This window comes from Verticiella alkaliphila, from assembly GCF_018904615.1.
Classification (GTDB): Bacteria; Pseudomonadota; Gammaproteobacteria; order Burkholderiales; family Burkholderiaceae_B; genus Verticiella; species Verticiella alkaliphila.
Genome location: NZ_JADCNH010000003.1, coordinates 12,666 through 38,255 on the forward strand (window position 1 = coordinate 12,666; position 25,590 = coordinate 38,255).

At 67.4% G+C, this 25,590-nt stretch carries 22 protein-coding genes; 9 read left to right on the top strand and 13 right to left on the bottom strand.

The window, feature by feature from the left end; all coding sequences use genetic code 11:
- Positions 1-2 precede the first annotated feature (2 nt).
- From IMZ29_RS02980 to IMZ29_RS03005, 6 genes are all read right to left on the bottom strand, one after another.
- Complete coding sequence (locus IMZ29_RS02980; RefSeq protein ID WP_216180304.1) at positions 3-1,439, bottom strand: glutamine synthetase family protein; 1,437 nt, start codon at positions 1,437-1,439, stop codon at positions 3-5.
- A 10-nt stretch (positions 1,440-1,449) separates the two neighbouring features.
- Positions 1,450-2,772 carry an aromatic ring-hydroxylating dioxygenase subunit alpha gene (locus tag IMZ29_RS02985; RefSeq protein WP_216180307.1) on the bottom strand — a complete coding sequence of 441 codons (1,323 nt, stop codon included), beginning with the start codon at positions 2,770-2,772 and terminating at the stop codon, positions 1,450-1,452.
- A gap of 284 nt (positions 2,773-3,056) precedes the next feature.
- On the bottom strand, positions 3,057-3,461 hold the full coding sequence (locus IMZ29_RS02990) for a RidA family protein (RefSeq protein ID WP_253206737.1): 405 nt from the start codon (positions 3,459-3,461) through the stop codon (positions 3,057-3,059).
- Positions 3,458-4,423 (bottom strand): Bug family tripartite tricarboxylate transporter substrate binding protein, encoded by a 966-nt coding sequence (locus tag IMZ29_RS02995; protein WP_216180310.1) that lies wholly within the window; start codon positions 4,421-4,423, stop codon positions 3,458-3,460. The genes IMZ29_RS02990 and IMZ29_RS02995 overlap by 4 nt, the downstream gene beginning before the upstream one ends.
- A complete protein-coding gene (locus tag IMZ29_RS03000) occupies positions 4,420-8,091 on the bottom strand; it encodes a hydantoinase B/oxoprolinase family protein (protein ID WP_216180312.1) in 3,672 nt (1,223 codons plus the stop codon). The genes IMZ29_RS02995 and IMZ29_RS03000 overlap by 4 nt, the downstream gene beginning before the upstream one ends.
- On the bottom strand, positions 8,088-9,371 hold the full coding sequence (locus tag IMZ29_RS03005) for an NAD(P)/FAD-dependent oxidoreductase (RefSeq protein ID WP_371820092.1): 1,284 nt from the start codon (positions 9,369-9,371) through the stop codon (positions 8,088-8,090). The genes IMZ29_RS03000 and IMZ29_RS03005 overlap by 4 nt, the downstream gene beginning before the upstream one ends.
- A 285-nt stretch (positions 9,372-9,656) precedes the next feature.
- On the opposite strand from IMZ29_RS03005, the gene IMZ29_RS03010 reads away from it, so the two are divergent.
- Entirely contained in the window at positions 9,657-10,427 is a 771-nt protein-coding gene (locus IMZ29_RS03010; protein WP_216180316.1) for a GntR family transcriptional regulator, read from the top strand.
- A gap of 43 nt (positions 10,428-10,470) precedes the next feature.
- Here the strand turns inward: IMZ29_RS03010 and IMZ29_RS03015 are convergent, their stop codons facing one another.
- On the bottom strand, positions 10,471-11,247 hold the full coding sequence (locus IMZ29_RS03015) for an enoyl-CoA hydratase (RefSeq protein WP_216180317.1): 777 nt from the start codon (positions 11,245-11,247) through the stop codon (positions 10,471-10,473).
- Between the two features lie 113 nt (positions 11,248-11,360).
- Here IMZ29_RS03015 and IMZ29_RS03020 point away from each other — a divergent pair, with 113 nt between their 5' ends.
- The gene (locus tag IMZ29_RS03020; RefSeq protein WP_216180319.1) at positions 11,361-13,142 is read left to right on the top strand and encodes a M61 family metallopeptidase; all 1,782 of its coding nucleotides are present in this window, start codon (positions 11,361-11,363) and stop codon (positions 13,140-13,142) included.
- Positions 13,139-13,987, top strand: a complete 849-nt coding sequence (locus tag IMZ29_RS03025; RefSeq protein WP_216180321.1) for an SDR family oxidoreductase — start codon at positions 13,139-13,141, stop codon at positions 13,985-13,987. The genes IMZ29_RS03020 and IMZ29_RS03025 overlap by 4 nt, the downstream gene beginning before the upstream one ends.
- A 12-nt stretch (positions 13,988-13,999) precedes the next feature.
- Here IMZ29_RS03025 and IMZ29_RS03030 read toward each other — a convergent pair whose 3' ends face one another.
- Positions 14,000-14,926 (bottom strand): LysR family transcriptional regulator, encoded by a 927-nt coding sequence (locus tag IMZ29_RS03030; RefSeq protein WP_216180324.1) that lies wholly within the window; start codon positions 14,924-14,926, stop codon positions 14,000-14,002.
- Positions 14,927-15,028: 102 nt separating this feature from the next.
- On the opposite strand from IMZ29_RS03030, the gene IMZ29_RS03035 reads away from it, so the two are divergent.
- A complete protein-coding gene (locus IMZ29_RS03035) occupies positions 15,029-17,077 on the top strand; it encodes a metallophosphoesterase family protein (RefSeq protein WP_216180328.1) in 2,049 nt (682 codons plus the stop codon).
- A gap of 49 nt (positions 17,078-17,126) precedes the next feature.
- Positions 17,127-18,095 carry a Bug family tripartite tricarboxylate transporter substrate binding protein gene (locus IMZ29_RS03040; RefSeq protein WP_216180331.1) on the top strand — a complete coding sequence of 323 codons (969 nt, stop codon included), beginning with the start codon at positions 17,127-17,129 and terminating at the stop codon, positions 18,093-18,095.
- Positions 18,096-18,107: 12 nt separating this feature from the next.
- Here the strand turns inward: IMZ29_RS03040 and IMZ29_RS03045 are convergent, their stop codons facing one another.
- Complete coding sequence (locus tag IMZ29_RS03045; protein WP_216180333.1) at positions 18,108-18,941, bottom strand: NADPH-dependent oxidoreductase; 834 nt, start codon at positions 18,939-18,941, stop codon at positions 18,108-18,110.
- A 93-nt stretch (positions 18,942-19,034) separates the two neighbouring features.
- Between IMZ29_RS03045 and IMZ29_RS03050 the strand changes: the two genes are divergently transcribed.
- From IMZ29_RS03050 to hisC, 4 genes are read left to right on the top strand one after another with little or no spacing between them, the layout of a single operon-like run.
- Complete coding sequence (locus tag IMZ29_RS03050) at positions 19,035-19,838, top strand: SDR family oxidoreductase (RefSeq protein WP_216180336.1); 804 nt, start codon at positions 19,035-19,037, stop codon at positions 19,836-19,838.
- Entirely contained in the window at positions 19,835-20,200 is a 366-nt protein-coding gene (gene folB, locus IMZ29_RS03055; RefSeq protein WP_216180339.1) for a dihydroneopterin aldolase, read from the top strand. The genes IMZ29_RS03050 and folB overlap by 4 nt, the downstream gene beginning before the upstream one ends.
- A gap of 29 nt (positions 20,201-20,229) precedes the next feature.
- Positions 20,230-21,204 carry a tRNA 2-thiocytidine(32) synthetase TtcA gene (ttcA, locus tag IMZ29_RS03060; RefSeq protein ID WP_216180342.1) on the top strand — a complete coding sequence of 325 codons (975 nt, stop codon included), beginning with the start codon at positions 20,230-20,232 and terminating at the stop codon, positions 21,202-21,204.
- Between the two features lie 33 nt (positions 21,205-21,237).
- The gene (gene hisC / locus IMZ29_RS03065; protein ID WP_216180345.1) at positions 21,238-22,299 is read left to right on the top strand and encodes a histidinol-phosphate transaminase; all 1,062 of its coding nucleotides are present in this window, start codon (positions 21,238-21,240) and stop codon (positions 22,297-22,299) included.
- 143 nt (positions 22,300-22,442) lie between these two features.
- On the opposite strand, the gene IMZ29_RS03070 is transcribed toward hisC, so the two are convergent.
- The 4 genes from IMZ29_RS03070 to prfA all read right to left on the bottom strand — a co-directional run bounded on the left by IMZ29_RS03070 (position 22,443) and on the right by prfA (position 25,556).
- Positions 22,443-23,039: a UbiX family flavin prenyltransferase gene (locus IMZ29_RS03070; protein ID WP_216180348.1), complete on the bottom strand. Its 597-nt coding sequence runs from the start codon at positions 23,037-23,039 to the stop codon at positions 22,443-22,445.
- Positions 23,039-23,365, bottom strand: coding sequence for a Grx4 family monothiol glutaredoxin (gene grxD, locus IMZ29_RS03075; RefSeq protein ID WP_216180351.1), 327 nt, complete (start codon positions 23,363-23,365; stop codon positions 23,039-23,041). Before grxD ends, IMZ29_RS03070 begins: the two co-directional genes overlap by 1 nt.
- A gap of 30 nt (positions 23,366-23,395) precedes the next feature.
- Positions 23,396-24,325, bottom strand: coding sequence for a peptide chain release factor N(5)-glutamine methyltransferase (prmC, locus tag IMZ29_RS03080; protein ID WP_216180354.1), 930 nt, complete (start codon positions 24,323-24,325; stop codon positions 23,396-23,398).
- A 151-nt stretch (positions 24,326-24,476) separates the two neighbouring features.
- Positions 24,477-25,556 (bottom strand): peptide chain release factor 1, encoded by a 1,080-nt coding sequence (prfA, locus tag IMZ29_RS03085; protein WP_216180817.1) that lies wholly within the window; start codon positions 25,554-25,556, stop codon positions 24,477-24,479.
- Positions 25,557-25,590: the final 34 nt, after the last annotated feature.

The window sequence follows — 25,590 nt, forward strand, 5'->3', positions numbered from 1 at the left end:
AATCAGAACATGTCGAAGTACTCGCGATGCTCCCATTCGGAGACCTCGAGCTGGAAGCGGGCGATCTCGGCTTCCTTGATGTGGCAGTAGTAGTCCACGAAGCGTTGGCCGAGGCGTTCGCACAGATAGGTGTCGGCACGCAGGCACTGCAGGGCAGCCGCGAGCGACGTGGGCAGCTTCTCCGCGGGCGTCTCGTAGGGCGCATCGGCCGAGGGGCCGGGCGACAGGCGCCGCTCGATGCCGTCCAGACCGGAGAAGATCTGCGAGGCGAGGTAGAGATAGGGATTCGCGGTCGGCTCACCCACGCGGTTTTCGATGCGGGTGGCCGGCGAACCCACGCCCCCCAGCACACGCAGCATGGCGCCGCGGTTGTCGCGTCCCCAGGCTGCACGGTCGGGCGCCAGCGAGAAAGGCCGGTAGCGGCGATAGCCGTTGATGGACGGGCTGGCAAGGGCGGCCGCGCCACATGCGTGCGCCAGCAGCCCTGCGAGATACTGCTCGCCGATCGGACTCAGATCCTGGCCGCTGGGCGAGGGCATGAAAGCGTTGCGGCCATCACCCACGCCGCGCAGGGACTGATGCAGGTGCCAACCACTGGACATCACGTTGGGGATGCGCGGACGACACATGAAGGTGGCGTGATAGCCATGGCGGCGGCAGACCTGTTTGATGGCGCTGCGTAGCAGCACCATGGCGTCGGCCGGGGCCATGCCCAGCGTCGGCCCGAAGGTCAGCTCGAACTGGCTGGGGCCAAACTCGATCTCCAGCGAGCGCAAGGGCAAGTCCAAGGCCTGGATGTGTCGACGCAGCAGCGTCATGACCTCATCGACCGCGTCATAGCGCAGCTCGGTGAGGTACTGGTGGCCATGCGAGAGCAGTTCCACGGATGGTGGCGTGCCTGGCTGACCGGAGTCGTTCAACCCCATGCGCGGATCGAGCAGGCGAAACACGTGGAACTCGACTTCCAACCCTGCCAGGAACTCGTGGCCCGTGCCGGCCAGCTGATCGACGGCGCGACGCAGGATCTGGCGCGTGGCGAGCGGCGAGGCGCTGCCATCGGGCATATAGGCATCGCACAGCACCCAGCCGGTGTTCTCGGCCCAGGGCAGTACGCGGAACGTGGTCGGATCCGGCAGGATGATGAAGTCCGCCCCGCCCTGCATTCCCGGGAAATCGAAGCCGCCGCCGCTGGAGAACACCGGGAACACCGTCTTGTGCGAGGTGTCCTTGGCGAGCAGCGTGGTGGTCATGTTCACGCCATCGCGCAGGACGGCGCGCGCTTCGTCCACGACGAGCGTCTTGCCGCGCAACACGCCGTGCTGGTCGGGAAAGGCGAAGCGCACGACCTCGATGCCGCGTGCATCCAGGCTGCCCAGGAGCTCGCGCGCTGCGTGTTCCTGATCGTTCGTCCAGAGACCGAATCGTTCGGAGAAGGACATGGCGCGGGCCTCAGGCAGCCTTCGTGTCGGCTGCCCAGCTCGAGGCCTCGCGACGGCGACGGTCCTCGGTGCGCCAGTAGCCGTCGGTATCGTCCGAGGGGCCGATGCCGTCGATGGATGGCGGGCCGGCATACTCGCCCGCCTGATCGGCCTGGATCACCATGGGTACGCCCTCGCCCTGCTGGTTGCGCTCGATGGCATCGACCAGCATGCGACGGTAGGCGATGATGCCCTTGTCGGAGGTGCCCAGATGCTCGCGGGTGCGGTCCTGGATCGGGCCCTGAGACTCGATCGCCCACTGGTCATGGACGTTGATGTCGTGGCCCATGCCGGTGTAGGTCTTGCTGGCCTGCTCGGCGACGTCGAAGCCGTAGTTGTTGCGCTTGTTCTGACGCGAGACGTAATCCGGCAGCTCATAGAGCTCCAGGCGCTGGGCGCGCATCTGCGCCTTGTCCACCGGCTCGGTGAAGCTCGTGAAGATGGCGTACCAATAACAGGAGGTGTCGTCCACGGGCACGTGCCACTGCGAGATCGTCATTTCGGCGCTCATGGGGATGACGAAGGCCTGCGGGAACACGAGATTGGTCACGCGCACGTGGGTATGGGTCTCGTCGAGCTTACGCAGGGCCGTGAGGCGCATGCCGTGGTTGACGGGCTCCACGCGGATCTCGGGGCGGCCGAACTCGCGCAGCACGCGAGTGATGGGCATGTCCGAGTTGGCCGACGCGCCGCGGAACTGCTTGCCATAGCTCTCGGACGTGTCCTCATCCTCGAAGAAGCGATGCAGATAGGACGCATGCGCCGGATCAATGCCGACTTCGAGTGCCTGCAGCCAATTGCATTCGAGCAGGCCCTTGAAGGCGAACGTGTGCGTGCCGGGCGCCACGAAGCAGTCAAAATCCGGGAACGCCGGCGGCTCGCCCTCGCCGATGTAGGCGAAGATGATGCCACTGCGCTCGACGACGGGATAGGACGCCTGCCGGATGCGCGAACAGAGCTTGCTGCCCACGGGCTCGGCAGGCATGTCCAGGCATTTGCCCTCGACGCTGAAGAGCCAGCCGTGGAACGGGCAGCGCAGGCCGCCATCTTCCAGTCGGCCGAAGGCCAGATCGGCCCCGCGGTGCGGACAGTCGCGGTCCAGGAGCCCGAGCTTGCCGGCCTCGTCGCGAAAGAGCACGAAATCCTGCCCCATGAGACGCACGGGGCGCACAGGCCGTGGGCCTTCGAGCTCGTCGCTGATGGCCACGGGCTGCCAATAGCGCCGCAGCAGCGCGCCGGCTGGCGTCCCTTTGCCGACGCGGGTCATGAGGTCATTCTGTTCGGCACTGATCACGGCGATCTCCTGTGATTCCTGCATTCCGTTGTATGCAATATGATGGGATTATGAGTTTCAGGCTGTGACGCCGTCAAGACATTCCGAGCCTGAAAACACATGAAATCCATGCCGAATTTCCTTTCAATAAATTGATTTTGAAAGAAAAACATCCATCATGATGCATGACGGCACCGGCATGACGCACCGTGCACCATCCGGGACCGGGAAAACCCTGACTTACTCAATGCACTGCATTGCATACAAAGATGTCGTCGGATCGTGGTGTCGGGTCAGTCGGGCCGTCACGCCGTGCCGGGAACAACCGCCACCGCCTCGATCTCCACCAGCACCGGCGCAATCAACCCGCTGATGACGGTGGAGCGTGCAGGTGGCGCCTCGCCCATGCGCTCGGCGTAGGCCGCATTGAAACCGGGGTAGTCTTCAGCGCGCGTCAGCCAGACATTGACCTTCACCACGTCGGAAAGTCTTGCCCCGGCGTGCGCGAGCAGCGCTTCGATCATGTCCAGCGTCGCGTGGGTCTGGCCGGCGATGTCGTCCGCAGCCGGCCGGCCATCGATCATGGGCACCTGCCCCGACACGAAGGCCAGCGGGCCGTTCGCAAGGACGACCGGCGTGATGGGCTGGCGCTGGCCTGCTCGCATCACCGGCCCGCCCAGGCGGGTGATGCCAGGGCGCGGCGCGCTCAATTGCGCTCCACGCCGGCCTTGGCCACGATATCCGCCCACTTGGCGGTTTCTGCCTGCACGAACGCGCCGAATTCGGCAGGTGAATTGCCCGCGACCGTGAAACCCTGGCCGGCAAAGAAAGCCTGCACCTGGGGATCGCGCAGAATGGTACCTACATTTCGACTCAAGGCCTGAATGACCGGCTCGGGGGTGCCTGCCGGCGCAAACAAGCCCTGCCAGGACAGCGACTCGAATCCGGGCACGCCGGATTCGGCGATCGTCGGCACCTCGGGCAGCATGGGATGGCGCTGTGCGCCGGTGACCGCGATGGCCCGGATGCGGCCGGACGTCAGATGCGGCATGAGCACGAGCACGTCGCCATACATGGCATCGATCTGTCCACCCAGCAGGTCATTGGTGGCTGCCGCACTGCCCTTGTAGGGAATGTGCAGCGTGTCCGTGCCCGCGGCGAGGTCGAACATTTCCCCAGTCAGGTGCATGGAGGTGCCGTTGCCCGGCGAGCCGTACGTGAGTTTGCCCGGATTCGCCTTGGCATAGGCGATGAAGCTGGCGGTGTCCTGGATAGGCAGACTGGCGTTGACTGCCAGCACCAGCGGTGCGCTGACGATCATGGATACGGGAGCGAAGTCCTTGACCGGGTCGTAGGGTGGCTTCTCGTACAGGCTGTAGCTCACCGAATGTGATCCCGTGACCCCCATCACGAGTGTGTAGCCGTCCGGGGCGGCGCGGGCGACGGCTTGCGAGCCCACCGTGCCCCCCGCCCCGGCTTTGTTCTCGACCACCACGGGCTGGCCCGATGCCTTGCTCAGGCGCTCGGCCAGTTGGCGGGCGAGGACGTCGGTGCTGCCGCCAGGCGGAAACGGCACGACCAGCGTGGTCAACCGCGAGGGATACTCCGACGCGGCGGCGCTGGCGCCGAGACAGAGGGCGACGACGCCCAGAAGCGATGCAAGACGATTCATGAGTGACTCCCGGACAGAACGGACGTTGAATGGGACAGGTCTTGTATGTCTCCCCAGCCCCCACCGCCTGCCGTGGCGATGACCAGGCGCTCGCCGGCCTGCCAGCCGAACCGCGCCTTGGAGGCAATGTCGATGCGCGAGCCGTCGGCGCGCTCCAGCCAGGCGCGGGAGGACGATCCCGCAGACCCGCCCGCCGCACCGGCGGCACGCCCTTCGTGGCGCTCTCCGCGATACGACACCGTGGCTCGCCCCTCGAGCAACAGGTAGCGGCGCAGCACACCATCGCCGCCAGCGTGCCGGCCGACGCCGCCAGACGCGACGTGCCGGGCGTGGCATTCCACGCGGATGGGGGCCTGAGCCTCGAGCATCTCGGCGGGCAGATTGCGAGCGTTGCCCACGTCGGTGGACACTCCGCTCACCCCGGGGCCGGCGGCATGGGCGCCCGCGCCACCGGCCACGATCTCGGTGAAGAAGAAAGGCCGGCCGGCGTCGTCCTCTCCTCCGACTGACATGACCACGGCCACACCGGCATTGGCAGCGACCGCGCGCTCGGGGTCGGCCTGAGCCCAGGCGGCCAACAAGGCGTTGCAGGCGAGCTTGACGGTGGCCGTGCGGGCATTCACGGGCGCTGGCAGCGCCGGATTGACGAGCGAGCCCGGCGGCAGTTGCAAGGTGAGCGGGGCAAGACACCCATGGTTGTTGGGCGCGGCAGGGGCAAATGTGCGCATGAAGAAGAACGCCGCCGACAGCATGGCTGCCGGCGGGGCATTCAGGGGTGCCCGCACCTGCGGCGACGTGCCCGTGAAATCCAGCGTGATGCACTCGCCCTGCTTGTGCACCCGCACGCACAGACGGGCCGGCTCTCCCGTGGCCAGCGCATCCAGGGCATCCGCATGCGTGAACTCACCATCCGGCAATGCCAGCAGTGCCGCCCGCGTCATCCGTTCGGCGCGATCCATGAGGGCAGCCCCCACCTGGGCCAGGTCATCGGTGGGTCGTTCCTCCAGCATTGCTAGCAGTTCGCGCACGCCCAGAGACACGGCGGCCCACTGGGCATCCAGGTCACCGAGGAGGTTCTCCGGCGTGCGCGAGTTGGCCGTCAGCAGCGCGGCAAGCCCCGGATCGACGACACCGCGCGCACGCCAGCGTACAGGAGGAATGCGCAGGCCCTCCTGATAGATGTCGAGTGCATCGGGCGGCACCGATCCGGGCGCGGAGCCGCCGATGTCCTGGTGGTGAAGAATGCTGGTGGCAAAGGCTACGACCACGCCTTGCCGCACCACCGGCCGCAGCATCACGATGTCCGGCAGGTGCGTGCCGCCCGACCACGGATCGTTGAGGAGATAGGCGTCCCCCTCGGCCATGCTGCTGACCGGAAAGACCCGCAGGATGCCGGCTACCGCCGGAATCAGACTGCCCAGCAGCAGGGGAAGCGAGCGCGCCTGGGCGAGGATGCGGCCATCCGCCAGGAACAGGGCGGCGGCGCAGTCCATGCCTTCGCGCGCCACGGACGAGACGGCTGAACGCACCAAGGCCTGCTGCATGCGCTCGGCAATGCCTTCCAGCCGCAGCCGCAGCACATCGAGCCCAGCGGTGCCGTCAACGTCGACAGCCTGGACGGACACCGCCGCGGTCATCGCCAACGTGCCATCCTGGGCGACCCGCCATTGCCATCCTGGCGGCACCCAGATGGTGGTGTCCGAAGCCAGGATGCGGGCAGGCCCCTTCCCGGTCTGCCCCACCGCGAGGTCTGCGCGATACCACTCGACAGCGGCATCCGCGCCATCTCTGGTGGCGTCTGCTCGCTCGGCCTTCCGCAGTCCCCCAGGCGTCATCCAGTCCGGTGATGGCGATGCCTCCAAGCCTTGCGCGAGCACCCATCGCAGGCCGCGCAGGCGTTGGGCGGCGGAGAAGACCTGGCCTCGCACCTGTCGATGCGTGTCGTCAAAGCGGGCGCGAAGGTCAGCCACCGTATCGCGCTCCCAATGGACAGGCACGGCCAGGCTGAAGGCCTGCCCTTCGTAGCCCATGTCGAGAAACCACTGCGCGTCGACACGCGGATAGAGGTCCGCCAAGCACGGCGCCAGCACCAGGTTGCCGGCCGCCGCACGTGCCGCAGCCAATCCGGCGGCATCCAGCGCGACATCCAGGGTGTGTTCGGCCACCCGGGTCAGCGGACTGTGCAGCAGGCCGATCGCCGCGGCCACACCGGGCAGCGCCGGCACGAGCACGCGCGCCACGCCAGCGCGCGCAGCCGCCTCGGCCACATGCAGTCCACCTCCACCACCAGCGGCCACCACCGTGACTGCGCGCGGGTCCAGGCCCGCGCCGATCGCCACGGCCTTGATCGCTTCTGCCAGCATGGCATTGGCCACGTCCAGGGCGGCGCGAGCGGCCTCCCGCACCCCGACCCCAAGGGGATCGGCAAGATCTCGCTGCACCGCGCGCTCAGCGCCCGCCACATCCAGCCTCACCTCCCCTGCCAGGCGGTCGGGCGCCATGCCGAGCACCACCAGGCAATCCGTGAGGGTGGCACGCTGGCCACCTCTGCCGTAGGCCGCCGGCCCGGGATTGGCACCCACCGAGTCCGGGCCGATGAGAATGCCGCCGGCGCTGTCGACGCGCGCCAGGCTGCCGCCGCCCACCGCAATGGAGGTGATGTCCACGGAGTGCATCCGCAGGCTCAGCTCACCCACGTCCAATGTCTGGGTGTGCGTCACGCCCCCCTCGCGCAGCAGCGCCAGATCGGCGGTCGTGCCGCCAATGTCCACGCTCACCACCGCCCCGGCCGAGGCGGAGGTGTCGAGCATGCTCGCCACACCGAGTGCCGCCGCCACCGGCCCTGACATGGCCAGGCTCACCGGTGTCTCCAGACAGACGGCGACGGGCGCCACGCCGCCGAGCGAGCGCATCATCAGCACCGGTGGATACCCGCGCTCGGCTAATCCCTCGCTCAGCGCCATGAGGTAGCCCGCCACACCCGGCTTGACGTAGGCGTCCAGTACGGTGGACAACCATCGCTCGTACTCGCGCGGCCGGGGGTCCACCTCGCTCGAGAGCGAGACTGCCAGGCCGGGGGCCACCGCGTGCACCCAGTCACGCACCTGACGCTCCTGATCACTGTTCACGTGTGCAAAGAGAAGGCACACGGCAACGCTGCGCGCGCCCGCCTCCCACAGCCGGCGAGCCGCAGCTTGCACCTCCGCACGCACCACCGCCTCCTGCACGGCGCCTTGCGCATCCAGGCGCCCGGCGATCTCGCAGCGCCAGGCCTCGGGTGCGAGTTCCGCTGGCGTCTGCGGCAGGATGGCCGAGCGATACAGGTCGCGCCGGTCCTGGCGGCCCAGGGTCAGGACATCGGCGAACCCACGCGTGACGATCATGCCCACGGGCGCCGCGCTGCGCTCCAGCAGAATGTTCGTGGCGATGGTCGAACCATGCAGCAATCGCCGCACACGGCTTGGCGTGATCCCACGCTGTCGCGCCATCGCATCCAGCGCGGACAGGACGGCCTGCGCGGCGGACCCTGGCACCCGGGGATACTTCGCGGTCGCAAGCCCTGCCGGACCCTGTACGGCCACGTCGACGAAGGTGCCGCCCACGTCGATGGCGATGTCCACGACCCCGGCGCACGAGCGCTCGCCCTCGCGGGCTGCTGCGGCCATCATGCGAATCGCCCCGGCGAGAAAGGGGCCAGATCGACAGCGGGCGGGCGCCCGTCGATGAGCGCGGCGATCTCTCGTCCGGTGCTCGCCCCACCGCACATGCCGACATGGCCGTGGCCGAAGGCGCACCAGGCGTTGGCCACGCGAGGCACCTGACCCAACACTGGCAGACTGTCGGGCAGACAGGGACGATGGCCCATCCATTGGGTGTATCGACTGACGTCCAGATGCGGGAACATGTCGCGACTGCGCTGCAGCAGCACGTCGGCGCGCTGATAGTTGGGCGCCGCCGTGAGGCCGGCAAACTCCACCGAGCCCGCCAATCGCAGGCCCTTGGCCATCGGATTGACCATCATGTTGTGCTCAACCGCCATCACCGTGTGGCGCAGGGCGAGGTTGTTGCTGTTGACGGTGACGTGGTAGCCGCGCTGTGTCTCCAGCGGCACGCGCAGGCCGAGCGCGCGCGTCAGCTGCGCGGACCAGGCCCCGCCCGCGATGACCACACCGTCGCACGCGATCGGTTCGCCTGCCTCCAGCCGCACCGCGCGGACTTGGTCGCGCTGTCGAACGAAGCCGGTAGCCGTCGCCAGCACGGTGCGCGCACCATCGCGTTCGCATTGCGCGTGCAGGGCCTTGACGAGTTCAGACGGATCCAGGGTTGAGCCGTTCTCCGGCGCAAGAATGCCAAAGCGGAAGCGCCCCTGCAGGTCCGGCTCGAGATGCTCAAGCTCGTCCTGCTCGACATCTTGCATCACCACGCCCAGCCGACGCCGCAGATCCATGCCCCACTGCCACTGCCGCGCGATCTCACGCGAGGAATACACGTAGAGACACCCCGTGCGGCGCACCAGGTGCTGGGCATCGGCCCGCGCAAGCAACGGCTCGTAGCTCTCGAAGATGGGCGCGAGCAGCTGACGCATGGCCGTGGCGATACGCTCGACTTCGCGCGGCGAACTGTGGTGCAGAAAGCGCATGAGCCACGGCAGTACTTGCGGCAGATAGGGCCAGCGCACCGTGAGCGGACCCAACGGATCAAGCAGCCAACCGGGCACCTTCTTCCACATGCTCGGCATGCCCACGGGCAGACATGCGCTGGGCGAGAGCGAGCCGGCGTTGCCGAACGAACAGGCCTCACCCGGCGGCAAGCGATCCACGAAGGTCACCTGGTGGCCACCGCGCTGCAACCACGCCGCCGTGCAGACGCCAACGATACCTGTCCCTATGACTACCACATGCATGGATGCTGCCCTCTCAATGACATGGACCGACAACCCATCACCCATGGATCCCGCTGCATGCAAAGCAACGGGAATGGGCGCAATCCGACGGAGCCACTCAAGGCTCCCCACGGCGCCGCGCACGGCCACATTGCCCTGCAGGCGGCGTAGCAGCTGGTCTGGTGCACGCGGACCAGCAAACGTGCAACGATGCCCGGCCTTGGTGCAAGACAAACGCTGCAGTCAGACGAGCCTACGTTGTATGCAATATGTGAGCCAAAATCGTCCACCCACGATCACTGCATGCAGTCAGTACAATCTGAATATCGTCTCCCACGCCCCGAAGCCACCATGTCCTCGCAGCAATCCCGCGTTCTCGTCCAATTGCGCGACCTGATCCTGAAGGGCGCGTTCGCGCCCGGCGAACGGCTAGCCGAGATTCCGCTGGCTGAACGATTGGCTGCCTCGCGTACCCCGGTGCGCCTGGCCCTTGCCGCGCTGGAGCACGAAGGCTTGATCGAGCCATCTGGCAGCGGCGGCTACCAGATGCGCCGGTTCACCGGGCGGGAAGTGACGGACGCCATCCGGGTTCGCGGCGTGCTCGAAGGCATGGCCGCGCGCACGCTGGCCGAACAGGGCGCCTCACGACAACTGCTGCGCGAGTTGCATGACTGCCTGGACGCTGGTGATGCGACGGTAGGCAAGGCGAGCATGGATCTGGACGACTATGCCGCCTACGTGGAAGTGAACACGCGCTTTCATCACCTGCTCGTCAATGGCAGCGGCAACCTGGCATTGATCCGCGCCATCAACATGCTCAATGGCCAGCCGTTCGCAGCGGCCAGTGCGATGCTGCCGATGCAGTCGTCCTTTGACGAAGGACACCAATGGATGAAACAGGCGCAGCGCCAGCACCACGCCATGGTGCAGGCGATCGAAAACGGTCAGGGGTATCGCGTGCAGGCGCTGTGCGAGGAGCACGTGGAGATCGCCTGCATGAACATGGAATACGCAATGGAGAAGCCCGACGTGGCCGCCGAGCTGCTGCCTGGGATCCATCTGGTCGCGCTCGAGGCAGGCCCCGGCGAGCTCGCCACCCGGCGGGCGCTGCGCAACCGTTGAGTGCCCCACGCCGAGACCCGCGCGGGGCACGCGGCAGACACGCCTACTCGTGCACGAAATGCGGCTGGCGCTTCTCGATGAAGGCCTTCATGCCTTCCTTCTGATCGCGCGTGGCGAAGGCCGAATGGAACACCCGGCGCTCGAAGAGCAGGCCTTCGGCGAGCGAGGATTCGAAGGCCCGGTTCACGGATTCCTTGGCCATCATGACGGCGGGCAGCGACATGCCGGCGATGATCGTGGCCGCCTCGATCGCTTCGTTCAACAGATCCTTGGCGGGCACCACGCGCGAGACGAGCCCGGCACGATCGGCCTCTTCCGCCGTGAGCATGCGGCCCGTGAGCACCATGTCCATGGCCTTGGCCTTGCCCACCGCGCGCGGCAGACGCTGGGTGCCGCCCGCCCCCGGGATCACACCGAGCTTGATCTCGGGCTGGCCGAAGCGCGCGTTGTCTGCCGCGATGATGATGTCGCACATCATCGCGAGTTCGCAGCCGCCGCCCAGCGCGTAGCCGCCCACGGCAGCGATCACGGGCTTGCGGATGCGGCGCAGGGTTTCCCAGTTGCGCGTGATGTAGTCCGTGCCGTAGACCTCCATGTAGGTCCAGTTCTGCATGGCGGCAATGTCCGCGCCGGCGGCGAAGGCCTTCTCGCTGCCGGTGATGACGACAGCACCGATGTCCAGGTTGTTCTCGAAGGCGAGCAGTGCGGCGCCGAGCTCGTCCATGAGGGCGTCGTTCAGGGCATTCAGCGCCTTGGGCCGATTCAGGGTGAGAAGGCCGACGCGGCCGTGGGTTTCGACGAGGACCAGCGGTTCGCTCATGGATGTCTCCTGACGGTGCCGCGGCGAGGCGCCGCGGACGGTATGATGGCTCGCAGCATTGTGCCAGTCACCCCGGCGGGCAGCCAAGCCGGCACCCGCCCCTCTCCGAACTCATGACCGATACCCCAATCCGCTACCGTCTTGCCCCCATCGACCTCGCTGGCCACCGCTGCGAGGTACGTCTCACGATCGACGAGCCCGCCGCCGATGGCCAGATCGTCTCACTGCCTGCGTGGATTCCCGGCAGCTATCTGCTGCGCGAATTCGCTCGCCAGATCGAAACGATCGAGGCCCGCAGTGGTCGCGAGCGCGTGGCACTGACCAAGCTGGATCGCAACACCTGGCACGCCGCGCCCTGTCGCGGTCCGCTCGTCATCACGTGCGTCATCTATGCGTGGGATCTCTCCGTGCGCTCGGCGCATCTGGATCAATCCCACGGCTTCTTCAATGGCACGAGCGTGTTCCTGCGCGTGCAAGGCCGCGAAACCTCGCCCTGCCTGCTGGAACTGGTGGCGCCGGATCGCCGCCAGACGTTCGCGGACACGCCTTGGCAGGTCTACACGAGCCTGCCCGAGGCCACGGGCGTGGCGGGCGCTGCACGCCGGCATGGCTATGGTCTTTACCAGGCCCCGGACTACGACGCCCTCATCGATCACCCGATCGAGATGGGCACCCCCCAGGTGGCGCGCTTCGTGGCGCACGGCGCCGAGCACGAGCTCGTATTCACCGGCACCGCGCCCGGGCTGGACCTCGGCCGCATCGCCGCGGACGCCAAGCGCATCTGCGAAGCCCAGATCGCGTTCTTCGAACCAGAAACGCGCCGCGCGCCCTTCCTGGACAGCGCACAGCGCTACGTCTTCATGACGCAGATCACGCCGGATGGCTATGGCGGCCTGGAGCACCGGGCCAGCACGGCCCTGGTGTGCGCCCGCGCCGATCTGCCGGTGACGGGCCGCGCGGAGCAGAGCGATGGCTACCGCACCTTCCTGGGTCTGGTCAGTCACGAGTACTTCCACACTTGGCACGTGAAGCGGATCAAGCCGGCGCTCTTCGCGCCCTATGATCTGTCGCGCGAGAACCATACCCGGCTGCTGTGGGTGTTCGAGGGCTTCACCTCCTATTACGACGATCTCATGCTGCTGCGCAGCGGGGTCATCGACCTGCCGGCGTATCTCAAGCTCGTGGCCAAGACGGTGGCGGGGGTCGAGCGGGCGCCGGGGCGTCACAAGCAGTCCGTGGCCGAGAGCTCGTTCGATGCCTGGACGCGCTACTACCGGCAGGACGAGAACTCGCCCAATGCGCTGGTGAGCTACTACACCAAGGGCTCGCTGATCGCGCTGGGCCTGGACATCACGCTGCGCAATGCCACGGGCGGACAACGCTCGCTGGACGACGTGATGCGGTTGCTGTGGACCCGCTATGGACGCGACTTCTATCAGGGTCGCCCTCGCGGGATCCCGGAAGACGCCCTGCCCGCCCTCATCGAAGAAGCCACCGGCGTGGACGCAAGCGCCTTCATCACGCGCTACGCCGAAGGCCGCGAGGACGTGCCCGTGCGCGAACTGCTCGCCACGCAACGCATCGCGACGCGCCCGCCCAAGGCCGTCACCGCGGCGGGACTGGACGTGCGCGTGCGCGCCCAAGGCACGGATGCCGTGCTTGCCACCGTGTTGGAAGGCGGCGCAGCGCATCGCGCGGGGCTGTCCGCACACGACGTGCTCGTGGCCATCGATGGCTTGCGCATCGCAGGCTCCGCGGGACTGGACGCTTTGCTCGCGCGCTACCAGCCGGGCGCGAGCGTGACGATCCACGCCTTCCGCGGCGACGAGCTGCGCGCCTTCAGCGTGCGCCTGGGCGAGGCCGCGCCGGCTGAACCGGCATTCGTGGCGGAATGACCACCCACCTCCCAGGCGCGCCAGGGACTGACGCGCCCGCGCTCGCGCAGGACGCTGCGCAGCCAGCCGCCGCGCCGGCCTGGCTCTCGCGCTTTTCGCTCGCGGGGCAGGTTGCCCTCGTGACCGGTGCCCGTCGCGGGCTGGGCTGGGAGATTGCCCGTGCGTTGGCCGGCTGCGGCGCGCACGTCGTCCTCAATGGACGGGAGGCGCACGCACTGGAAGCGGCGGCGCAGTCACTGCGCGAGCAGGGCGCCAGCGCCTCGGCGGCCGCCTTCGACGTCGGCGACGCTCCCGCCATGCGGGCCGCGTTCGCGCGCCTCGATGCGGAACACGGTCGTCTGGACATCCTCGTGAACAATGTCGGCGGCCGTTTGCGCCAGCCGCTCCAGTCGCTGGACGATGCGCAGATCCTCGGCCTGCTGCACACCAACCTCGCCGCCGGCGTGCTGCTCGCCCGCGAGGCGGCGCAGCGCATGCTCAAGCAAGGCAGCGGCCGGCTCATCGCGATCACCTCGATCGCAGGTCCGCAGGCGCGCGCGGGCGACGCGATCTATGCCACCGCCAAGGCTGGCCTGGCAGGCCTGGTGCGTGCCCTGGCCGCCGAATACGGCCCGCACGGCATCACCAGCAATGGCATCGCGCCCGGTGGCTTTGCCACCGAAGCGAATGCCGCCATGGTGGCGGACCCTGCGGTAGGGGCGCATTTTGCCAGCAGGACGCCGGTGGGACGATGGGGCCGGCCTGAGGAAATCGCCGGCGCCGCCGTCTTTCTGGCATCCCCAGCGGCGTCCTACGTCAATGGCCACGTGCTCGTCGTGGACGGCGGCATGTCCATCGCCATGTAGACGCGCTGCGCTTCAGGGCAACGGGTGACTGTTGCGCTGCTCGGCCAGCGTGTCATCCACCGCCTTGCGCAAGGCCAGTGCTGCCGTCGACGGAGCGCCACCTTGTCGGGTGATCCATTGCACAGGCCAGCGTGCCGAGCCGTGATCGATCGCGCGCACGTCGTACACCGTCGGATCCAGATGTGACGCCGCGAATGCCGGCAGCAGCGTCATACCCAGGCCGCAGCGCACCATCTGAAGCACGGTGGAATACAGCGACACCTCATAGGCGATGTTGAACGTGATGCCTTCCTCGGAGAACTGCAGGAAGAAATCGCGCCACTGCCCCGTCACCCGGCCAGTGAGGATGATCTCGGCATCCTGCAGCACGGCGCGCGGCAGGCGCTTGGACTTGCCGCGTAGCTCCGGCGCCAGGCCGGCACCGTAGACGGCATAGACCCGATCGTTCAGCAGCGGCTCGCTGCGCAGCAGACCTGCCAGACGCGGGTTGTTGCCCAGCGCGCCCACGGCAATGTCCACCTGCTCGACCGCCACGCCCTGGGCCACGTCCTGCACCGGCATGTCCACGAGATCGACCGACACCATGGGCTGGCGCTCGCGAAAGAGTGCCAATGCCCGGGGCATGAACGTCGCCGCGGCCAGCGGCCCTGCGGCCAGACGCAATCGGCCGCCCTCCTGCTCACGTCCTGTGCGAATGCCGTCCAGCGTGCGATTCAAATCCGTGATGGAGCGCAATGCGCTTGCGCGCAGCGTCTCGCCAGCCGCCGTGAGGTGCACGTTGCGCCCCCGTACCACGAGCGGCTCGCCCACGAGTTCTTCGAGCTCGCGAATCATGACGCTGATCGCCGACTGGGTCACCGCCAGCCGTCTGGCGGCAGCCGTGAAGCTGCCCGTCTCGGCCACGCCAATCAGCGCCCTAAGCTGTTTGATGGTAACCATGAAAATTTCTTATTCTTGGATCAGAAAATTGAACTTCATTGATTGGACGCATTACGACATACTACGGATGAACCCTGCTTATGGATGCGTGCCAGGAAACCGATGTCCGAATCTCCGCTGTTTCGTTTTGCCGTCATCGCGGATTCGCACGTGAACCCGTCGGACATCGACGAGATCTCGCCGTTCGCATCCCATCGGCTCACGAACACCCGGTTGCGCCATACCATCGCAGCGGTGAACGCCGCAGCGCCGGATTTCGTGGTGCACGTGGGGGACATGGTGCATCCGGTGCCCGAGGCGGTGTCGTACCCGCAGGCGGTCCGGATGTTCCGCGAAGCGACGGCAGCGCTGCAGGCGCCATTGCACCTGGTGCCGGGCAATCACGACACCGGGGACAAGTGCGCGGACTACGTGCCCGCCGGATCGATCCAGGAAGCGTATGCCGAGCGCTACGAGACGCACTTCGGACAGCACTTCTATAGCTTCGACACGCATGGCTGCCATTTCATCGTCATCAATACCTCGCTGATCAACGCGAGGCTCGACCGTGAGAAGGCGCAGGCGGCGTGGCTGGAGGCAGACCTGGCGGCCCACGCGGACCGGCGATGCTTCCTGATGATGCACTACCCTCCTTACGTAGCCTCAGCCGACGAGCCGGGCCATTACGACAACATCGATGAGCCCGGGCGCAGCTGGCTGCTGGCACTCCTGGCACGCCATCAGGTACGCACGGTCTTCACCGGACACGTCCATAACTTTTTCTACAACCGGCACGGGGATACCCAGTTCTTCCTCATGCCGTCGACCGCGTTCGTGCGCGCCGACTACGCCGAGATGTTCCGCGTGACGCAGCCCGATGGCCACGAGAACGGGCGCAACGACGACGCCAAGCTGGGCTTCATGCTGGTGGACGTGTATCCGCAGGCTGTTGTGCCGAGATTCGTACGCACGTTCGAGCGCGTACGCGAAGCCGACCCCACGCCTCAGCGTGACTGGCCTGCACTGCCCGCACCCTTGGCGCGTGGGCCGCGCCTGGGCATCGACCTGAGGCACGGCTGGACCGAGTTGCACGACATTCCCTACAGCAGCATGCTGGATGAGTTCCGCCGCAAGAAGGCGCGCAACGACTATCCGATCCTGGCGCTGTGGGAGATGGGGATCCGCAGCCTGCGCGTGCCCCTGGACGACCTGCTTGACCCAGCCACGCGTGAACGCATGGCCGCCCTGCGCCAATTGGGGATCTACTTTACCGTATTTCATTTCGGGTGGCCGAACGAAAACTCGCTCGGTGTGGCGCAAAAACACGCGCTCCTGCTCGACGGGATCGAGCTGATTCTCAAGTGGCCTTTGCCCGAGGACCACGGGCAGCGACTGCTGTCTCTACAGGCAAGGTTGGGCGTGCCTGTCGCGGTGTCGCGCTTCTGGAGCGCGGCGGGCGGTTCGCGCGATGGCAAGCAGATCAAGCTGCTGGTCGACCACGGCTACCAGGGCGCCGACGACCCGCATCTCGCAGACGCGGCCACACTGAGCCCGCAGACCGGCGTGGATCGGCTGGTGTTTCGTATCAGCCACACCACCCCCGCGCACGCCGGTATCGCCGAAGCCGCTGCCTATTGCAGCGCCCGCGGATTGCACGCGCACGTCCACGTCCGGCTCGCATCGAACACGCCGGCGCAGGGTGCGCCGGATGCCTGGCACAACGCGATGCGCGCAGCGCAAGCGGCCTTCTGTGCACAGACCGTACCGGGCGCCACCATCTTTCTCGACACGCTGGCCGACGTGGACCGCGGGTACTTTCCGCGTGCCGGGCTGATCGATCGCCTGGGCAATCCCCAACTGGGCAGCCGTATCATCCGCAACCTGCACGGCGCCCTGAGCGAGCTGCCGCCGCTGGACGCGGGCGTGACGTGGACGCCGGTTCCCGGAGGCCTGATGGGTGAGGCCAGGAGTGCCGGCAATGCCGTCTGGCTGATTCTTCCAGAACAGGAAAATGCGCCTGCCGCATTGTCAAGCACTAAATTTGGCAACAATTTGCGTTACACGAATCTCGTGGACGGAATTTCCGGCGAATCGGCGCGAATCTCGGCAAGCCGATCAGGTAATGTGACGAGTTTCGACGAGCCGGTGCTTCTGTACGCTGGCCGTTCTTGATTCACTGCGCTGCGGGTCATCCTGCCCCGGCGATTGTCGGGAGATGGTGATGGCGGCTTGGCGCTGGCAGGCTCTGGTGATGTCGATGATGGTGGCGGGCACCTGCCATGCCCAGGCGGCGTGGCCGGATCGCCCCATCACCACGGTCGTCCCCTTTCCCGCTGGGGGCGCCATCGACGTGGCCACCCGGGTGCTGCTGCAGGAGATCAGCGGCCCGCTCGGCCAGAGCATCGTCACCCAGAATCGCCCGGGCGCCTCGGGAAACATCGGTACCTCGCAAGTCGTGCGATCCGCCGCCGATGGCTACACCTTGCTGCTCGGTGCAGCGCCCAACACCGCCATCAGTCCCTACATGTACAAGGACCTGGGCTACGACGTGGCCAAGGATCTGGCGCCCATCGCCCAGTTCGGCGATGCAGTGAACGTGATCTACGTGAACGCGGGCTTTCCCGCCCAGGATCTCGCGAGCCTGATCCAGGCGGCGCGCACTGCCGAGAAGCCGTTGGCCTATGCCTCGCCGGGCAGTGGCACGACGGTCCATCTCGCCATGGAGCTGGTCCGATCGGGCAATCAGCTCGAGATGCTGCATGTGCCGTTCAAGGGCAGCCCCGCGGCGGTCGCTGCCGTTGCTGCAGGCGAAGTGCCGATCGGCGTGGATGCCCTCGGCCCTGTGCTGCCGATGATCCAGGCGGGCAAGGTCCGGCCGCTCGCCGTCTCGGGCAGCCAACGGTATGCCGGCCTACCCGACGTGCCCACTTTCGCCCAGGCCGGCGTGAAGACGCTGGTGCCGGCGTCCTACCTGGGTCTCTTCGCACCCGCAGGCACGCCCGAGCCCGTCATCCGTCAGGTCGCCGACGCCATGCGCGACGCCTTGAAGAAGCCGGCGGTGGTCGAGCGCCTGGAACAGTTGGGCTATCTGGCCGCCTACCGCGACACGGCCGACTTTGCGCAACGCGTCGAGGCCGAGCGCCCGGTGTGGAAGAACGCCGTCGAGATCTCCGGCGCCACGGTGGACTGAGCGCGTCCGGCGTTACTTGAGCGGGTAGCCCAGATTGCGGAAGGCCTCGGAGAGCCGGTCCCGTCCGGTCAGCGACTGGGGCGAGGCCATGCGTGCCAGCGCACGGCCTACCCAGCTCTCGCCCATGCCCTGGTTCGCATAGAAGGCATTGACGCGCTCTTCGTAGCGCGTCACTTCGAGCCGTTGGGCTGTGAGATCATAGGTTTCGTGGTGCAGCACGGCCGCCTGCGGCAGGCGCGGCTTCACGGTGGCGTTGTCGTCCGCCGCGGGATAGCCCAGGCACATCCCGAAGACGGCAAAGACGTGCGGCGGCAGGTTCAGGATCTCGGCCACGGCCTCCGGCTTGTTGCGGATGCCCCCGATGTACACCCCGCCCAGACCGAGCGATTCGGCGGCCACCATGGCGTTCTGCGCCGCGAGCGCCGCATCGACGCAGCCCAGCACGCCGGCTTCCAGGTAATCCTGGCCATCCAGCGGCACCGCGTGATCGCCCGCGAGCTGACGCAGACGGGCGAAATCCGCCAGCCAGACCAGAAAGAGCGGCGCCTGTGCCACGTGCCGCTGGCCACCGGCACATTCGGCCAAGGCGGCCTTGCGGGCGGGGTCGCGCACCGCGACCACACTCCAGATCTGCAGATTGGACGAGGTGGCGGCAGACTGCCCGGCAGCGACGATCGCGCGCAGCATGTCGTCCGTGACCGGACGCGCGTCGTCGTAGCGGCGCACGGAGCGGTGAGCCAGGAGCGCGGCGATGGTGGGATTCCAGGCCATCGCGTCGGCGGCCTCGGGAGCCGCGCCGTAGCGGGCGTGGAACGCGGTATCGGAAGAGGGAACGGTATCGGTCATGACAGGCTCGATTCTGCGAAAAAAGCGGGCTCGCGCGGCGCACGAGGCCCTGGCGCGCCCACTATACCGAACCGCGGCGCTTACAATGCCAGCATGACTCCCTCCCCCACCCAGCTCGCCAACGCGCGCGCGGCGCTCGTCACCGGCGCGGGCAAGCGCATCGGACGCGCCATTGCGTTGGCACTGGCTGCGGCCGGCTGGCGGGTGGCGGTGCACTACAACGGCTCGCGCGAAGACGCCCTGGCGACGGTGGCAGACATCCGCACACAGGGCGGCACCGCGGAAGCCTTCGACTGTGATCTCGCGGATGAAGCGGCGGTGAACGGGCTCGTCGCCCGCGTGGCCACGCATTTCGGTCGCGTGGACGCCGTCGTCAACAATGCTGGCGTATTCGAGTTCGACGATGCCGCGTCATTTCGGGGCGCCAACCTGATCGCCCACCTCGGGCCCAATCTCGTGGCACCGATCGCGCTCGCGCGAGATCTCGCCGCGCATCTGCGCGAGCGGGGTCAAGACGCCCGGGGCGTGGTCGTGAACCTGCTCGATCAGAAGCTCTGGAACTACAACCCGGATTTCCTTTCGTACACGCTCACCAAGGCTGCGATGGAAGCGGCCACCACCATGCTGGCCCAGGCGCTGGCGCCCGCCGTGCGCGTGGTGGGCGTGGCGCCCGGCCTGACCTTGCCCAGCCACATGCAGAGCGAGGCCGATTTCGCCCGCACGCACCAGATGTCGCCGCTGGGCCGCGCGAGCGATCCGCAATCCGTGGCCGACGCCGTCGTCTTCGCGGCCGGCAACCCGGCCATCACCGGCACGACGCTCGTCGTCGATGGCGGACAGCACCTGGTGGGCTTCGCCCGCGACTTCAGCCTGATGCGGGACCCCCAAGAATCATGATAGAACGACGAATCTTCTTCTCTCGCCTGGCGGTCGATTCCCAGATCGGCATCCTCGATCACGAGCGCGGCACCACCCAGCCGCTGCACGTGGACGCGGAGTTCGCCGTCAACGTGCGCCCGCCGGCGAGCCACGACGACATCCACGACGTGCTGGACTACCGGCGCCTGCGCGAGACGATCATCGACGAGTGCTCCAAGGCGCACGTCAATCTGCTCGAGACGCTGTGCGACCGCCTGGCCGCCCGGCTCCTGCAAGACTTTGCCGACGTGACGAGCGTGAAGCTGCGTGTGGGCAAGCCGATGGCCTTCGCCGATTGCGCGGCCGTGGGCATCGAAGTCTTCGCCACCCGCCCGGCCTGAGTGCCGGGCCCCAACCTGCTTTTGCTGCCATGAACGCCGTTCTCACGCCCGCCACCGCCCCTGCCGACGCCGCTGCCGAGCGCAAGCTCGCCTTCGAGCGCAACAAGCTCGCCAAGCGGCTGATGCGCGAGACAGGCCGCGCCATCGTCGACTTCAACATGATCGAGGAAGGCGACCGGGTCATGGTGTGCCTGTCCGGCGGCAAGGATTCCTACGGGCTGCTCGACATCCTGATGCGGCTGCGCGAACGCGCGCCGATCGACTTCGAGATCATCGCCGTCAATCTGGACCAGAAGCAGCCTGGCTTTCCGGAACATGTCCTGCCCGAGTACCTGCAGAAGCTGGGCATCCCCTTTCACATCGAGACCCAGGACACGTACTCGATCGTCAAGCGCCTGGTGCCCGAAGGCAAGACGACGTGTTCGCTGTGCTCGCGCCTGCGCCGCGGCATCCTGTACCGGGTGGCCGATGAACTCGGCGCGACCAAGATCGCCCTGGGCCATCACCGCGACGACATCGTGGCGACCTTCATGATGAACCTCTTCTACGGGGGACAGATGAAGGCGATGCCGCCCAAGCTCGTGTCCGACGATGGTCGCCACACCGTGATCCGGCCCCTGGCCTATGTGAAGGAAGACGACCTCGTCGCCTACGCGGCCTGGCGTGCCTTCCCGATCATCCCGTGCAATCTGTGCGGCTCGCAGGATGGCCTGAAGCGCCAGGAAGCCGCGCGTCTGATCGACGAGTGGGAAGCGCGCTTTCCCGGTCGCATCGACAACATGTTCAACGCGCTGAGCCGCGTCACGCCCAGCCATCTCATGGACCGCGAACTCTTCGATTTCGCCGGTCTCAAGCCCACGGGCGCACCCAATCCCCAAGGCGACACCGCCTTCGATCCGGTCGAGCCCACGAGCGCCGCCACCGACGAAGCCTGTGGCGAGCCCGCCCGGGACGATGGCCTGCGCCCGGTGCAGATCCTCCGGCGCCGTCCCGCCGATACCTAGCATTCCCTGTCACACCTGCCGCAGCGAGCCGTCATGAGCCAGTTCTGGAGCCCCATCGTTCATCAGTTGACGCCCTACGTGCCCGGCGAACAGCCGCGCATCTCGGGGCTGATCAAGCTCAACACCAACGAGAACCCGTACGGGCCGTCGCCCAACGTGCTGGGCGTGCTGCAGGATCACGCCGACAACTCGTTGCGCCTGTATCCGGATCCGCACAGCTCGGCACTCGCCCGCATCATCGCCACGCATCACCACGTGAAGCCGGAGAACATCTTCCTGGGCAATGGCTCGGACGAGGTGCTCGCCCATGTGTTCAACGGCTTGCTGCGCCAGGCGCAGCCGCTGCAGATGCCGGACATCACCTACAGCTTCTATCCGTCCTACTGCAAGCTGTACGACATCCCGCACGTGGTGCGCCCCGTCAACGAGCGCTTCGAGATCGTGCTGGCCGATTACGCGGCGGGCGCCGGCCCCATCATCTTCGCGAACCCGAACGCGCCCACGGGGCACCTGCTGCCGCTGGACGCCATCGAGACGCTGTTGAAGCGCGTGCCGAACCAGGTCGTCGTCGTCGATGAGGCGTATGTGGATTTCGGTGGCAAGACGGCCATCCCGCTGACGCGCCAGTACCCGAACCTGCTCGTGGTGCAGACGTTCTCCAAGTCGCGCTCGCTCGCGGGCCTGCGCGTGGGGTTCGCCGTAGGCAATGCCGCGTTGATCGAAGGGCTGGACCGCGTCAAGAACAGCTTCAACTCGTTCCCGCTCGGCGCGCTCGCCCAGGCCGGCGCGGTGGCGTCGTTCGAGGACGACAACTGGTTCCGCACCACGCGCGAGAAGATCATGAACTCGCGTCATGACCTGTCCCTGGCGCTGGAAAAGCGCGGCTTCGACGTGCTGCCCTCGCACACCAACTTCATCTTCGCCCGTCACCCTGGGCACGACGGCGCGGCGCTGGCTCAGGCCTTGCGCGATCGCAACGTGCTGGTGCGGCACTTCAAGCTGCCGCGCATCGATCAGTTCCTGCGGATCTCGATCGGCACGGAAGCGGAATGCGCCGCGCTGCTGAAGGCGCTCGACGCGATCCTGGGGCATTGAGCGCAGTCTGGGCTGGCGCGCTGTCTGAGGCGCCAGCCCCGCGGTGCCGGGGCCTCGCCCGGCGCGAGTTCTGGGTCAGTGCCGTGTCAGACGCTGGCCCCGGAGCCTAGGCCCTGTGAGAGTTCGGCCTCAGACTTGCCGTATCAGGCGTTTACTTCAGGCCGGGTGCCCAGCCATTCGGGCCCCGGCACCTCGATCCCCATGAGCCCCAGCACTCGGGCCACGGTGTGGTCCACCATCTCGTCGATGGACTGCGGCCGGTGATAGAACGCCGGCAGCGGCGGAAAGACGATGCCGCCCATCTCCGTGACGGCCGTCATGTTGCGCAGGTGGGCCAGATTGAACGGCGTCTCGCGCACCATCAACAGCAAGCGGCGGCGCTCCTTCAGGACGACGTCTGCAGCCCGCGTGATGAGATTGTCTGACAGGCCCTGGGCCACGGCCGCCAGCGTGCGCATCGAGCACGGCAGGATGATCATGCCGTCGGTCGCAAAGCCACCGCTCGCGAGCGTGGCGCCCACGTCGCGGATGCCATAGACATGGTCGGCCAGCGCATGAAATTCCGCCCGCCCCACGTCCAGCTCGTGCTTGATGTTGAGCACGCCCGATGGCGAGATCACCAGGTGCGTCTCGACATCCGCGAGCGGCTGCACCATCTGCAGCAGCCGCAGCGCGTAGATCGACCCGGTGGCGCCCGTGATGCCGACGATCAGCCGGCGTGGCCGGCCTGCGCCGGACATCAGCCCGTGACGCCTGCGCCGTCGAGCAGCTGCTTGAGCTCACCCGACTCGTGCATCTCGGCCATGATGTCCGAGCCGCCGACGAATTCGCCCTTCACGTAGAGCTGGGGAATCGTCGGCCAGTTCGAGAACTCCTTGATGCCCTGACGGACTTCGTCGTCCTCGAGGACGTTGACGGTGATGAGCTGCTTCAAGCCGCACGACTTGAGCAGCTGGATGGCACGGCCGGAGAAGCCGCACTGCGGGAACTGGGCCGTGCCCTTCATGAAAAGGACGACGGGGTTGTCGGTGACGGTCTGGCTGAGGAATTCCTGGACGGTGCTCATGGCTGCCTCGCAATGAAGAGATGACGACAATTATAGAAGTGCGCCGGTGATCCGTTCGATCCCGGCAAGGTCGCGCAGGCTGCGCGCGTCACGCAGGCCTGCCTGGTCCAGCAGATCGCGTACCGCGGCGGCCTGGTCATAGCCGTGCTCGAACCACACCGCGCCGCCCGGCGCGAGCCGCGCCGCAGCGCCCTGGGCCAGAATGCGCAGCGCGGCGAGGCCATCGGCGTGGTCCGTGAGCGCGTCGATCGGCTCGAAGCGCAGGTCGCCCTGGGTCAGATGCGGATCCCCGGCGACGATGTAAGGGGGATTGGAAACGATGAGATCGAAGATGGGGGCGGCCTCCTGCGACGGCAAGTCGGCGGGCGTCGAACCGGTCGCGGCAGGCATGGCCGCGCGCGCGGGGCCCGACGCCACCGTCTCAGACGCCAGCGCCGACCACCAATCGCCCGCCAGGAACGTCACCTCCGCCCCCAGGTCACGGGCATTGGCCCGCGCCACGGCGAGCGCCGCTTCGCTCTGGTCGGTGGCGATGACGACGGCGTCCGGCCGGGCCAGGGCCAGGGAGATCGCAATCGCGCCGCTGCCTGTGCCCAGGTCCAGGATGCGCGGACGGGTGCGTCCCGCGACGTGTGCCAGCCCTGTCTCCACGAGGAGTTCGGTTTCCGGCCGGGGAATCAGCACGTCCGGCGACACCGCAAAGGCATGCCCCATGAACTCGCGGCTGCCCAGCAGGTAGGCGATGGGCTCGCCCGCGGCGCGACGGGCGGTCAGATCCGCAAAGCGCGCCGCGTCGGCTGGGGCGATTGCGTCCGTATCGTGCGTGATGAGCCACGTGCGCGGCACGCCCAGCACGTGACACAGCAGCAAGCGCGCTTCGCTGGCAACGATGCCGGCATCCCGGAGCCATTGCGCGACGGTGCGTGCTGCCGCGGCATTGCCATTCCCGGGGGTGGTCATGCGCGCCCCCAGGCCGCGGCGCGGCTCGCCCGCATCGCGCCTGACGCGCCGCCGAATCGACGGCTCGCGGGGGCGCCGCGCGAGAAGCGCTGCCCAGCCACGGCAACCGGCCGGGCAGGCGGCGTTGCCGCCGTGCCGGTTCGGATCATGCTCACGCCTCGCCCAGCGCCGCCAGCAGCTCGGCCTGATGTTCGGCGAGCAGCGCCCCGGTGATCTCGTCCAGATCGCCGTCCAGCACGTGCTGCAGCTTGTACAGGGTGAGATTGATGCGGTGATCCGTGATCCGCCCCTGCGGGTAGTTGTAGGTGCGGATGCGCTCGGAGCGGTCGCCCGAGCCCACCAGGCTCTTGCGCTGCGCGGCTTCCTTGGCCTGACGCTCGCGCACTTCCTTGTCATGCAGGCGCGCGGCCAGCACCTTCATCGCCTTGTCGCGGTTGCGATGCTGGGAACGATCGTCCTGGCATTCCACCACCAGGCCCGTGGGCAAATGGGTGATACGCACGGCCGAATCCGTCTTGTTGATGTGCTGGCCGCCCGCACCGCTCGCGCGGAACGTGTCGATGCGCAGCTCCGACGGGTTGATGTTGATCTCGGCCATCTCGTCGGGCTCCGGCATCACGGCCACCGTGCAGGCCGACGTGTGGATGCGGCCCTGGGCTTCGGTCTCCGGCACGCGCTGCACGCGGTGGCCGCCCGATTCGAACTTGAGCTTGCCGTAGGCGCCCTCGCCTGCCAGGCGCACGATCACTTCCTTGTAGCCACCGAGTTCGGACGGGCTCTCGGACATGATTTCCGTCTGCCAGCGATTGCGCTCGGCATGGCGCAGGTACATGCGCAACAGATCGCCCGCAAAGAGCGCGCTCTCGTCGCCGCCCGTGCCGGCGCGGATTTCCAGGAAGAGATTGCGCGCATCGTCCGGATCCTTGGGCAGGAGCAGCAGCTGCAGCTCGTCGGCCAGCGCGCTCATGCGCGCGCGCCCCGTCTCGATCTCCTCTTCCGCCATGGCCTTCATGTCCGGGTCGGCCAACATCTCGCGCGCTGCCTCGACGTCGGATTCCACCCGCACGAAGGCATCGAAGGCCTGCACGACGGGCTCGAGCTCGGCGCGCTCGCGCGAGAGCTTGCGGAATTCGCCCACATCGCTGCCCACCTCAGGGGTGGCCAGCAAGGCATCGATTTCGACCAGGCGGCGCGACAGCTGCTCGAGTCGCTCGCGCATGGAGGCTTTGATCATGACGGCGGTTCCGGATACGTTCGGCGGGCTT

What these genes read in the sequence shown, in the direction of transcription:
- IMZ29_RS02980 (WP_216180304.1), bottom strand. Translation starts at nt 1,439, where the DNA reads ATGTCCTTCTCCGAACGATTCGGTCTCTGGACGAACGATCAGGAACAC.
- IMZ29_RS03050 (WP_216180336.1), top strand. Translation starts at nt 19,035, where the DNA reads ATGACTCCCTCCCCCACCCAGCTCGCCAACGCGCGCGCGGCGCTCGTC.
- IMZ29_RS03025 (WP_216180321.1), top strand. Translation starts at nt 13,139, where the DNA reads ATGACCACCCACCTCCCAGGCGCGCCAGGGACTGACGCGCCCGCGCTC.
- IMZ29_RS03045 (WP_216180333.1), bottom strand. Translation starts at nt 18,941, where the DNA reads ATGACCGATACCGTTCCCTCTTCCGATACCGCGTTCCACGCCCGCTAC.
- IMZ29_RS03070 (WP_216180348.1), bottom strand. Translation starts at nt 23,039, where the DNA reads ATGTCCGGCGCAGGCCGGCCACGCCGGCTGATCGTCGGCATCACGGGC.
- folB (WP_216180339.1), top strand. Translation starts at nt 19,835, where the DNA reads ATGATAGAACGACGAATCTTCTTCTCTCGCCTGGCGGTCGATTCCCAG.
- hisC (WP_216180345.1), top strand. Translation starts at nt 21,238, where the DNA reads ATGAGCCAGTTCTGGAGCCCCATCGTTCATCAGTTGACGCCCTACGTG.
- IMZ29_RS03010 (WP_216180316.1), top strand. Translation starts at nt 9,657, where the DNA reads ATGTCCTCGCAGCAATCCCGCGTTCTCGTCCAATTGCGCGACCTGATC.
- IMZ29_RS03020 (WP_216180319.1), top strand. Translation starts at nt 11,361, where the DNA reads ATGACCGATACCCCAATCCGCTACCGTCTTGCCCCCATCGACCTCGCT.
- prmC (WP_216180354.1), bottom strand. Translation starts at nt 24,325, where the DNA reads ATGACCACCCCCGGGAATGGCAATGCCGCGGCAGCACGCACCGTCGCG.
- ttcA (WP_216180342.1), top strand. Translation starts at nt 20,230, where the DNA reads ATGAACGCCGTTCTCACGCCCGCCACCGCCCCTGCCGACGCCGCTGCC.
- grxD (WP_216180351.1), bottom strand. Translation starts at nt 23,365, where the DNA reads ATGAGCACCGTCCAGGAATTCCTCAGCCAGACCGTCACCGACAACCCC.
- IMZ29_RS03000 (WP_216180312.1), bottom strand. Translation starts at nt 8,091, where the DNA reads ATGATGGCCGCAGCAGCCCGCGAGGGCGAGCGCTCGTGCGCCGGGGTC.
- IMZ29_RS03015 (WP_216180317.1), bottom strand. Translation starts at nt 11,247, where the DNA reads ATGAGCGAACCGCTGGTCCTCGTCGAAACCCACGGCCGCGTCGGCCTT.
- IMZ29_RS03040 (WP_216180331.1), top strand. Translation starts at nt 17,127, where the DNA reads ATGGCGGCTTGGCGCTGGCAGGCTCTGGTGATGTCGATGATGGTGGCG.
- IMZ29_RS03035 (WP_216180328.1), top strand. Translation starts at nt 15,029, where the DNA reads ATGTCCGAATCTCCGCTGTTTCGTTTTGCCGTCATCGCGGATTCGCAC.
- IMZ29_RS03030 (WP_216180324.1), bottom strand. Translation starts at nt 14,926, where the DNA reads ATGGTTACCATCAAACAGCTTAGGGCGCTGATTGGCGTGGCCGAGACG.
- IMZ29_RS03005 (WP_371820092.1), bottom strand. Translation starts at nt 9,371, where the DNA reads ATGGGTGATGGGTTGTCGGTCCATGTCATTGAGAGGGCAGCATCCATG.
- IMZ29_RS02995 (WP_216180310.1), bottom strand. Translation starts at nt 4,423, where the DNA reads ATGAATCGTCTTGCATCGCTTCTGGGCGTCGTCGCCCTCTGTCTCGGC.